Here is an 8,625-nt window from a genome sequence, read left to right as displayed (position 1 = left end):
CAGCTGCGCCGACCTTTGACGGGCTTTACTCCGGGGAATGGGCGCACCCCACATTTAGTGGGCGTGGGTAACAACCGGATAGGCAAGGAACCACCTTTCGGACTTCCTGCCCTGGGCGGCATTGGTCGGTAAAGGCGTGGTCCTCAACAAGGACGGTTCGTTCCAGCGCACGGGTCGGTTTCGCGGCCCCGATCTCGACAGCGCCGTTCCCGCCGAACTGGTTGCGGTCGCGGGCCGCATCAACAATGCATTACGCCGTCTCGGCTCGGGTGGGCAGTGTTCGTCGAGGCGCAGCGTGTGCCTGCCAGCTCCTATCCTGAAAGCACGTTTCCCGATGCGGCGTCGGCCCTGGTCGATGCCGAGCGCAAGGCCCAGTTCGAGGAGGAAGGGATCCACTTCGAATCCCGTTATTTCTTGACGCTGCTGTTTCTGCCTCCTGCTGAAGAAGCGGCACGAGCTGAACGGTTTCTCTACGAGGGCCGTGAACGCACCGCAGGCGCCGATGCGCACGAGACGCTTTCCGGCTTTATCGATCGCACCGATCGGGTGTTGCAGCTCATCGAAGGGTTTATGCCTGAGTGCGCCTGGCTCGATGACACCGAGACGCTCACCTATCTGCACTCGGCGATCTCGACCAAGGTCCAGCGTATCCGCGTGCCTGAAGTGCCGATGCATCTCGACGCGCTGCTCGCCGATCAGCCGCTCACCGCTGGCTTGGAGCCGATGCTGGGGTCATCGCATCTGCGGGTGCTCACCATCACCGGATTTCCGAGCGCGACAACGCCCGGCATTCTCGACGATCTCAACCGGCTCGCCTTTCCCTATCGCTGGTCCACCCGGGCGATCATGCTCGACAAGACCGACGCCACGCGGCTGCTCGCCAAGATCCGGCGACAATGGTTCGCCAAGCGCAAGTCGATCGGCGCCATCCTCAAGGAGATCATGACCAATGAGGCTTCCGCGCTGCTCGACACCGACGCGCACAACAAAGCGATGGATGCCGATGCCGCGCTGCAAGAGCTCGGCTTCGACCTGATCGGCGAAGCCTATGTCACCGCGACGGTGACGGTCTGGGATCAAGACCCGCGTATCGCCGACGAGAAGCTGCGGCTTGTCGAGAAGGTGATCCAGGGCCGCGACTTCACTTGCATCGCCGAGACGGTCAATGCGGTGGAGGCCTGGCTCGGCTCTTTGCCCGGCCATGTCTACGCTAATGTCCGTCAGTCCCCGGTGNACTTCACTTGCATCGCCGAGACGGTCAATGCGGTGGAGGCCTGGCTCGGCTCTTTGCCCGGCCATGTCTACGCTAATGTCCGTCAGTCCCCGGTGTCGACGCTCAACCTCGCCCATATGATCCCGCTGTCAGCGGTCTGGGCGGGGCCGGAACGGGACGAGCATTTTGCGGCTCCCCCGCTGCTCTTCGGACAGACCGAAGGCGCGACCCCATTCCGGTTTTCCCTTCACGTCGGCGATGTCGGCCACACCCTGGTGGTTGGCCCGACCGGGGCAGGCAAATCCGTGCTGCTCGCGCTGATAGCGCTGCAATTTCGCCGCTACGAGAACTCCCAGGTCTTCGCCTTCGATTTCGGTGGCTCGATCCGCGCGGCGGCCCTCGCCATGGGCGGCGATTGGCATGATCTCGGCGGTGCGCTGTCGGACGATGCCTCCGAACCGGTGGCGCTACAGCCGCTGATGCGCATCGACGATGCCGCCTCGCGCATCTGGGCCGCAGGCTGGGTCGCCGCCATCCTGGCCCGCGAGGGCGTGACGGTGACGCCCGAGGTGAAGGATCATCTCTGGTCGGCGTTGTCGTCGCTTGCCTCCGCGCCGGTCGAAGAGCGCACGCTCACCGGCCTCTCCGTGCTGCTGCAATCGCAGGACCTGAAGCGCGCCCTGCAGCCCTATTGCGTCGGCGGACCCTTCGGCCGTCTCCTTGATGCCGAAGCCGAGCGTCTCGGCGATGCGCGTGTCCAGGCCTTCGAGACTGAGGGGCTGATCGGCACCGGCGCAGCGCGAGCCGTACTCGCCTATCTCTTCCACCGGATCGAGGATCAACTCGACGGATCGCCGACGCTGCTCATCATCGACGAGGGCTGGCTCGCACTCGACGACGAAGGCTTCGCCGGGCAACTGCGCGAGTGGCTGAAAACGCTGCGGAAGAAGAATGCCAGCGTCGTCTTCGCCACCCAGTCGCTCTCCGACATCGACGGCAGCGCGATCGCGCCCGCTATCATCGAGAGCTGCCCGACGCGTCTCTTCCTGCCGAACGAACGCGCCATCGAACCGCAGATCACCGCCATCTACCGCCGCTTCGGTCTGAATGACCGGCAGATCGAGATTCTGAGCCGGGCAACGCCAAAGCGCGACTATTACTGCCAGTCGCGGCGCGGCAATCGTCTGTTCGAACTCGGCCTCGGCGAAGTCGCACTCGCTTTTACTGCCACCTCCGCGAAATCCGATCAGACTGCGATCACTCGTATCCTTGCCGAGCATGGGCGAGATGGTTTCGCCGCGGCCTGGCTCGCCGAACGCGGTATCGGCTGGGGTGCGGACCTGATCCCGGATCTCGCCAATCTCGTTCGCGCCAACCCGACCTCTCACGCCGGTCGAGATCGCGTTCCCCCATCTCGACCGGCGTGAGGCGCCTTCCGAGCAGTCCGAACCCGTCCCCGGGTCCGATCCAACCACCCGAGTAAACGAGGAGACCTCTCCATGACGCACAGATCCCTACCGCTCCGGTTGGGCGCGGCGATCCTACTCGCGGCCCCGATCGCCGTCTCGCCGATCCTGGCCGAACCAGCCCATGCCTGGCGCATCGTCTACGATCCGAGCAACTACGCCCAGAATGTCATTCAGGCAGCCCGCGCGCTCGAACAGATCAACAATCAGATCACCTCGCTGCAGAACCAGGCGCAGATGCTGATCAATCAGGCCCGCAATCTGGCCAGCCTGCCGCATTCGTCACTGCAACAATTGCAGCAATCGGTCGCGCGGACCCAAGCCTTGCTCGGGGAAGCCCAGCGGATCGCCTACGACGTGCGCGAGGTCGATCAGGCGTTCCAGACGACCTATGGGACCGCGTCTATGACAGCATCGGACCAGACGCTTATCGACAGCGCCAAGGAACGCTGGCAGACAACCGTCGCCGGCTTGCAGGATGCGATGCGCGTTCAGGCCGGCGTGGTCAGCAATATCGACAGCAATCGGGCACAGATGTCGGCGCTTGTCGGTGCGAGCCAATCCGCCACCGGGGCCTTGCAGGCAACGCAGGCGGGCAACCAGCTCCTCGCGCTTCAAGCGCAGCAGATTTCCGACCTCACCGCCGTCATCGCCGCGCAGGGCCGCGCGCAGAATCTCGAAGCCGCCCAGCGGGCCGCCGCACAGGAACAGGCGCGCGAACAGCGGCGTCGCTTTCTGGAACCCGGCACCGGCTATCAGCCGGGTAACGCCGAGATGTTTCCGAACGGAGGCTGACAATGAGAGGTACGGTACTTGCCCGGCTCGCCGCCACCGTTTTTCTGATGATCGCGATCGTGGTCGCAATCGTCGAACTGGGCCGGCTGGGGGAAGAGGCGCGAAGCTCCGAGCAAGCGGTCAGCGTCACCGGCAGTCCGATGCGTAACAAACTGCAACGCTGTCAGGCGCTCGGTGAGGCGGCGCTTGAAGATCAGGACTGCCTCGATGCTTGGGGCGAAAAACGCCGCCGCTTCCTGAGTACCGGCCCCGCATCCAACGGAAGCGAGTAGCGCGATGGGCGGCACCGGCGTTATCGACCGCTTCCTTGAGGTTTTTACCCGTTATATTGACAGTGGCTTCGGCCTGCTTGGTGGCGAGGTCGCGTTCCTGGCAACCACGCTGATCGTGATCGACGTCACGCTGGCCTCACTCTTCTGGGCGTGGGGCGCCGATGACGATATCCTCGCGCGGCTCGTCAAGAAGACACTGTTCATCGGCATCTTCGCCTACATCATCTCCAACTGGAACAGTCTGGCCCGCATCGTCTTCGAGAGTTTTGCAGGGCTCGGGCTGCAGGCGACCGGCACCGGCTTTACGACAGCCGATCTGCTGCGTCCGGGCCGGGTCGCTCAGGTCGGGCTCGATGTCGGGCGGCCGATCCTCAACTCCATCTCCGATCTGATGGGCTATGTCAGCTTCTTCGAGAACTTCATTCAGATCATCGTGCTGATGTTCGCCTGGGCCATGGTGCTGCTCGCCTTCTTCCTCCTCGCCATCCAGCTCTTCATCACCCTCATCGAGTTCAAGTTGACGACGCTGGCGGGCTTTATCCTGATTCCGTTCGGCCTGTTCGGCAAGACGGCCTTCCTCGCCGAACGCGTGCTCGGCAATGTCGTCTCCTCCGGCGTCAAGGTGCTCGTGCTTGCCGTCATTATCGGCATCGGTTCAACCTTGTTCGCCGAATTTACTTCCAGTTTCGGCGGCGACCAGCCCAATATCGAAGAGGCCATGGCGATCGTACTCGCCGCGCTCTCGCTGCTCGGTCTCGGCATCTTCGGTCCCAGTATCGCCAATGGGCTGATCTCCGGCGGTCCACAACTCGGTGCAGGGGCAGCCATCGGGACAGGCGTCGCCGCGGCCGGCGTGACCGCCGCGGCGGTGGCCGGGACGGGATTGGCGGCGGGGGCTGCAGCCAAAGGCGTCGTTGCTGGCGCGCGCGGCGGTGCCACGATGACCGGCGGAACTTCTGCCGCCTACAGTCTCGGCTCGACCGGAAAGAGTGGCGCGGCTGGTGTGGCTGGAGGGCTGGGCAGTGTCGCCAGATCCGGTGCAGGTGTCGCGGTCAGCCCCTTGAAGAAGGTGGCAGGCGCCATGCGCGAAAGCGCCCGTGGCGGTGCCCGCACCGCGATTGAGGCGAGCGGCGGCACCAACAACGGCGGCACTGCCGATATGGTCCCAGCCAGCACGTCCTCTGGTCCGCCCGCCTGGGCCAAACGCATGAAGCGCTCCCAATCCCTCCACCATGGCACCACCGCCGCCACCCACGCCGTTCGCTCCGGCGACAGTCATGGCGGCGGTGCGTCCATCAATCTTTCCGAAGGTGACCGCTGATGTTCAAACGACCCTCCCTTCGCTATGGCAAGACGCCCGAACCCGAGACTCCCTATCAGAAGGCCGCGCAGGTCTGGGACGAGCGCATCGGCTCGGCCCGCGTCCAGGCGAAAAACTGGCGGTTTATGGCCTTCGCCTCCCTATTGCTCGCGGCGGGATTGGCAGGCGGGCTCGTCTGGCAGTCGGCGCGCGGCACGATCGTGCCCTGGGTGGTCGAAGTAGACAATCTGGGAGAAGCCCGGACCGTTGCGGCCGCCACCCCCGACTATCAGCCGACAGACCCGCAGATCGCATTTCATCTGGCGCGCTTCATCGAACAGGTTCGCTCGATCGCCGCCGATCCGATCATCGTGCGTCAGAACTGGCTCAGGGCTTATGACTTCACCACCGACCGCGGCGCGCTGGTACTCAATGATTATGCGCGCGCCAACGATCCCTTCGCCAAGGTCGGCGAGATGCAGATCTCGGTCGATGTCTCCAGCGTTATCCGCGCCTCACCGGACAGTTTCCGCATCGCCTGGACCGAACGGCGTTATCGCGACGGCAGCCTCAACTCGACCGAGCGCTGGACGGCGATCCTGACCATTTCTGTGCAGCCGCCGCGCACGACTGAGCGGCTTCGCAAGAACCCGCTCGGAATCTACGTCCACGCCATCAACTGGTCGCGGGAGATGGGGCAATGAGACCGTTTGCCTGCATCCCATTCTTGTCCGTGATCCTGACAGCGACTCTGCTGTCCGGTTGCGCGACCTACAAGCCGCCTGAGATCACCTATGACGGGGATGTGCCATCACTTCCCACGCCACCGGCGCCTGTCGTCGACCAAGCTCCGAGACTCGTGCACACGCCGCCCGCCTGGACGCCATCGCGGGGCGGCGAAAACGCGCGAACGCCCGAAGCGCGGGTAATCAATGCCAATGCAGCCGCGCGGGTCCAGCCCCGTCGCGAGGGCTATTTCAACGCAATCCAGGTGTTTCCTTACAGCGAGGGCGCGCTCTATCAGGTCTATGCAGCACCCGGACAGATCACCAATATCGCGCTGGAACCGGGCGAACGGCTGACCGGCGAAGGCCCGATCGCGGCGGGCGATACCGCGCGCTGGATCATCGGCTACACTGAGAGTGGCAGCCGACCCGAGAGCCGCGTTCACCTCCTCGTCAAGCCGACCCGACCCGACATTGCCACCAACCTCGTCATCAGCACCGACCGGCGCACCTATCTCGTCGAACTGCGCGCCAATGAGGACACCTACATGCCGTCGGTTGCCTGGTCCTATCCGAGCGTAAGAACGCAGACCCGACCGCCCGCTGTGGCCCAGCCGATCATCCCGCCTGCTTCTCAGCGGCGCTACCGCTACAGCCTCGAAGGCGACAGGCGGCCATGGCGACCGCAGACAGTGTTCGACGATGGCCGCCGCGTCTATGTCGTGTTCCCGCGCGGGATCGTGCAAGGCGAGATGCCGCCGCTCTTCGTTATCGGCACCGACGGCGAGGCGCAGATCGTCAACACCCGCGTCCATCGCAACATCCTCATCGTTGACCGGCTGTTCGCCGCCGCCGAACTACGCCTGGGCGGAGAGAGCCAGCAGATGGTTCGCATCGTCCGCACCGACGGCGTGCGGCGCAGCCGGACGACTACTGCCACCGAGGGTCGTAACAATGACTGATAGAACTGAAGCCGATCCTGACGAAACGTCTAGCCGAAAGGACGCAAAGGACGCGTTTCGTTTGCGCACCGATCCACCCGGTGTCGTGCGCCTGTCCCGCAAGGTTTTGGCTGGCCTCGCGGTTATAGTGGGTCTTGGAATCGGCGGCGCGCTGATCTTCGCGATCCAAGGTCGGCAAGGCGCGAACGGGCCGAACGAGTTGTTCACCACCGAAAACCGACCGACCGCCGACGAACTGCGCCGACTGCCGTCCGACTATACCGGGATTCCGCAACTCGGACCGGCGCTGCCCGGCGATCTCGGTCGCCCGATCCGGCGCGCCCAGGAAGAGGGTCGCCCGGTGCCCGCAACTACCATCCCTGGTCCCAATCCTGAAGAACAGCGCCGACTGGCCGAGATGGAGGCCGCGCGCACCAGCGACCTGTTCGTCAGCACGCAAAGCGCTCGAACACCACCAGCTCCAAGCGCGACCGGTTTCGATCTCGCGAGCGGGGTGCCGTCGGCATTTCCGGGTGAGCAACATGTCCCGGCCACACAGGACCAGCAATTGGCGTTCCTCAATGCGGCAGTGGACCGCCGCACGGTCTCAGCCGACCGCATCGCGCCGCCGGCATCCCCCTATGTGCTTCAAGCGGGCGCGGTGATTCCGGCCGCGCTCCTCACCGGCATCCGCTCCGATCTGCCCGGGCAGATCGTCGCCCAGGTCACCCAGAACGTCTATGACAGCCCGTCCGGGCGCTACCTGCTCGTGCCGCAGGGCACCCGTTTGATCGGGGAATATGACAACGGCGTAGGCTTCGGCCAGCGCCGCGTCTTGCTGGTCTGGAACCGGCTCATCCTGCCCAATGGTCGCTCGATCATACTCGAACGGCAGCCTGGAGCCGACGGCGGCGGCTTTGCCGGGATTGAGGATGGGGTCGACTATCATTGGTGGGATATTGCCAAAGCCGCCGCGCTCTCGACGCTACTCGGCATCGGTGCCGAGCTCGCCACGGACGATGGCGACCGCTTCGTTGGCGCGATCCGTGACGGCGCGCAGGACACGATCAACGACGCTGGTCAGCAGATCGTCCGGCGCCAGCTCGACGTGCAGCCTACGTTGACAATCCGTCCGGGGTTCCCGGTGCGCGTGATCGTCACGCGCGATCTTGTCCTCGAGCCGCAGAGGGGATGGTGATGACCAAGCTAAAACTCGGACCGGTCGTCGATGAACGGCCGGTCAAGCTGACAGTCGAGCTGCCAGCGGCGGTGCACCGCGATCTTGCCGACTATGCCGAAGTGCTGGGACGCGAGACCGGTCAGCCGGTCGAGGAACCCGCCAAACTGATCGCGCCGATGGTCGAGCGCTTCATGGCGACTGATCGGGGGTTTGCGAAGGCGCGGCGGACGTCGGTAACGATGAGCCAGGCGGCTAAACCGCCGCCTTCGTAGTAGATGCGCCTGCCCCGCCGTTGCACAGCCCATTGCGCCTTGCCATCACTCTAGCGAGACTGAGCAACCGGCGAAGAGCAGGGTTGTCATTCATCGGCGACCAGATGGCGCAGAAAGGAAGTTCCTCACCCGACAATGTCCGATACACCACGCTTGGGAAGGTCGTGCCCGTCGTCGCTTCGCTAGTAAGTGTCAGGCCCTTTCCCAACGAAACGAGGTGCATGAGATTGTCCCGCCCGACAGCACAATATTCAACGCTCGGATGGTGTCCGAGCCGTGCCAGATGCTTAACGAGGTAGTCGTGAATCTCAGGTCCAGGATCAGATTTGCTCACGATGAAACGCCTTTCGTACAGATCGGCCCAGGCTATCTCCCTCCGTGCCAATGACGATGAGACATCGACCACCCGGGAATTTACCCTTGAGGGCGCAGGTAACGTATCGACATGGTAATGCCCCAGA

The 8,625-nt window shown here is 64.1% G+C and carries 8 protein-coding genes and 1 pseudogene; 8 read left to right on the top strand and 1 reads right to left on the bottom strand.

The features are described from left to right. The first annotated feature begins 106 nt into the window (after nucleotides 1-106). The 8 genes and pseudogenes from VQ044_RS22640 (at nucleotide 107) to VQ044_RS22605 (ending at nucleotide 8,164) form a co-directional block, all read left to right on the top strand. Nucleotides 107-2,640 (top strand): annotated as a pseudogene (locus VQ044_RS22640) (conjugal transfer protein TrbE). A gap of 72 nt (nucleotides 2,641-2,712) precedes the next feature. Further along, nucleotides 2,713-3,474 carry a P-type conjugative transfer protein TrbJ gene (gene trbJ, locus VQ044_RS22635; protein WP_327648407.1) on the top strand — a complete coding sequence of 254 codons (762 nt, stop codon included), beginning with the start codon at nucleotides 2,713-2,715 and terminating at the stop codon, nucleotides 3,472-3,474. A 2-nt stretch (nucleotides 3,475-3,476) separates the two neighbouring features. Beyond that, entirely contained in the window at nucleotides 3,477-3,746 is a 270-nt protein-coding gene (trbK-alt, locus tag VQ044_RS22630) for a putative entry exclusion protein TrbK-alt (RefSeq protein ID WP_327651094.1), read from the top strand. Between the two features lie 4 nt (nucleotides 3,747-3,750). After that, entirely contained in the window at nucleotides 3,751-5,067 is a 1,317-nt protein-coding gene (trbL, locus tag VQ044_RS22625) for a P-type conjugative transfer protein TrbL (RefSeq protein ID WP_327648410.1), read from the top strand. Beyond that, nucleotides 5,067-5,750, top strand: a complete 684-nt coding sequence (gene trbF / locus VQ044_RS22620) for a conjugal transfer protein TrbF (protein ID WP_327648412.1) — start codon at nucleotides 5,067-5,069, stop codon at nucleotides 5,748-5,750. Before trbL ends, trbF begins: the two co-directional genes overlap by 1 nt. Then, complete coding sequence (gene trbG / locus VQ044_RS22615; protein ID WP_327648414.1) at nucleotides 5,747-6,733, top strand: P-type conjugative transfer protein TrbG; 987 nt, start codon at nucleotides 5,747-5,749, stop codon at nucleotides 6,731-6,733. The genes trbF and trbG overlap by 4 nt, the downstream gene beginning before the upstream one ends. After that, nucleotides 6,726-7,910: a TrbI/VirB10 family protein gene (locus VQ044_RS22610; RefSeq protein ID WP_327691278.1), complete on the top strand. Its 1,185-nt coding sequence runs from the start codon at nucleotides 6,726-6,728 to the stop codon at nucleotides 7,908-7,910. The genes trbG and VQ044_RS22610 overlap by 8 nt, the downstream gene beginning before the upstream one ends. Continuing rightward, on the top strand, nucleotides 7,910-8,164 hold the full coding sequence (locus VQ044_RS22605; protein ID WP_327648418.1) for a DUF2274 domain-containing protein: 255 nt from the start codon (nucleotides 7,910-7,912) through the stop codon (nucleotides 8,162-8,164). The genes VQ044_RS22610 and VQ044_RS22605 overlap by 1 nt, the downstream gene beginning before the upstream one ends. Here the strand turns inward: VQ044_RS22605 and VQ044_RS22600 are convergent. After that, a partial coding sequence (locus VQ044_RS22600; RefSeq protein WP_331827791.1) for a LysR substrate-binding domain-containing protein occupies nucleotides 8,145-8,625 on the bottom strand: 481 nt, incomplete at its 5' end. The two genes, VQ044_RS22605 and VQ044_RS22600, sit on opposite strands and share 20 nt — an antisense overlap.

The organism is Aurantimonas sp. C2-5-R2 (assembly GCF_036549495.1).
GTDB classification, from domain to species: Bacteria; Pseudomonadota; Alphaproteobacteria; order Rhizobiales; family Rhizobiaceae; genus Aurantimonas; species Aurantimonas coralicida_A.
Note: the sequence above shows the minus strand (reverse complement) of the source record. Positions and strands in the feature narration are given on the sequence as shown.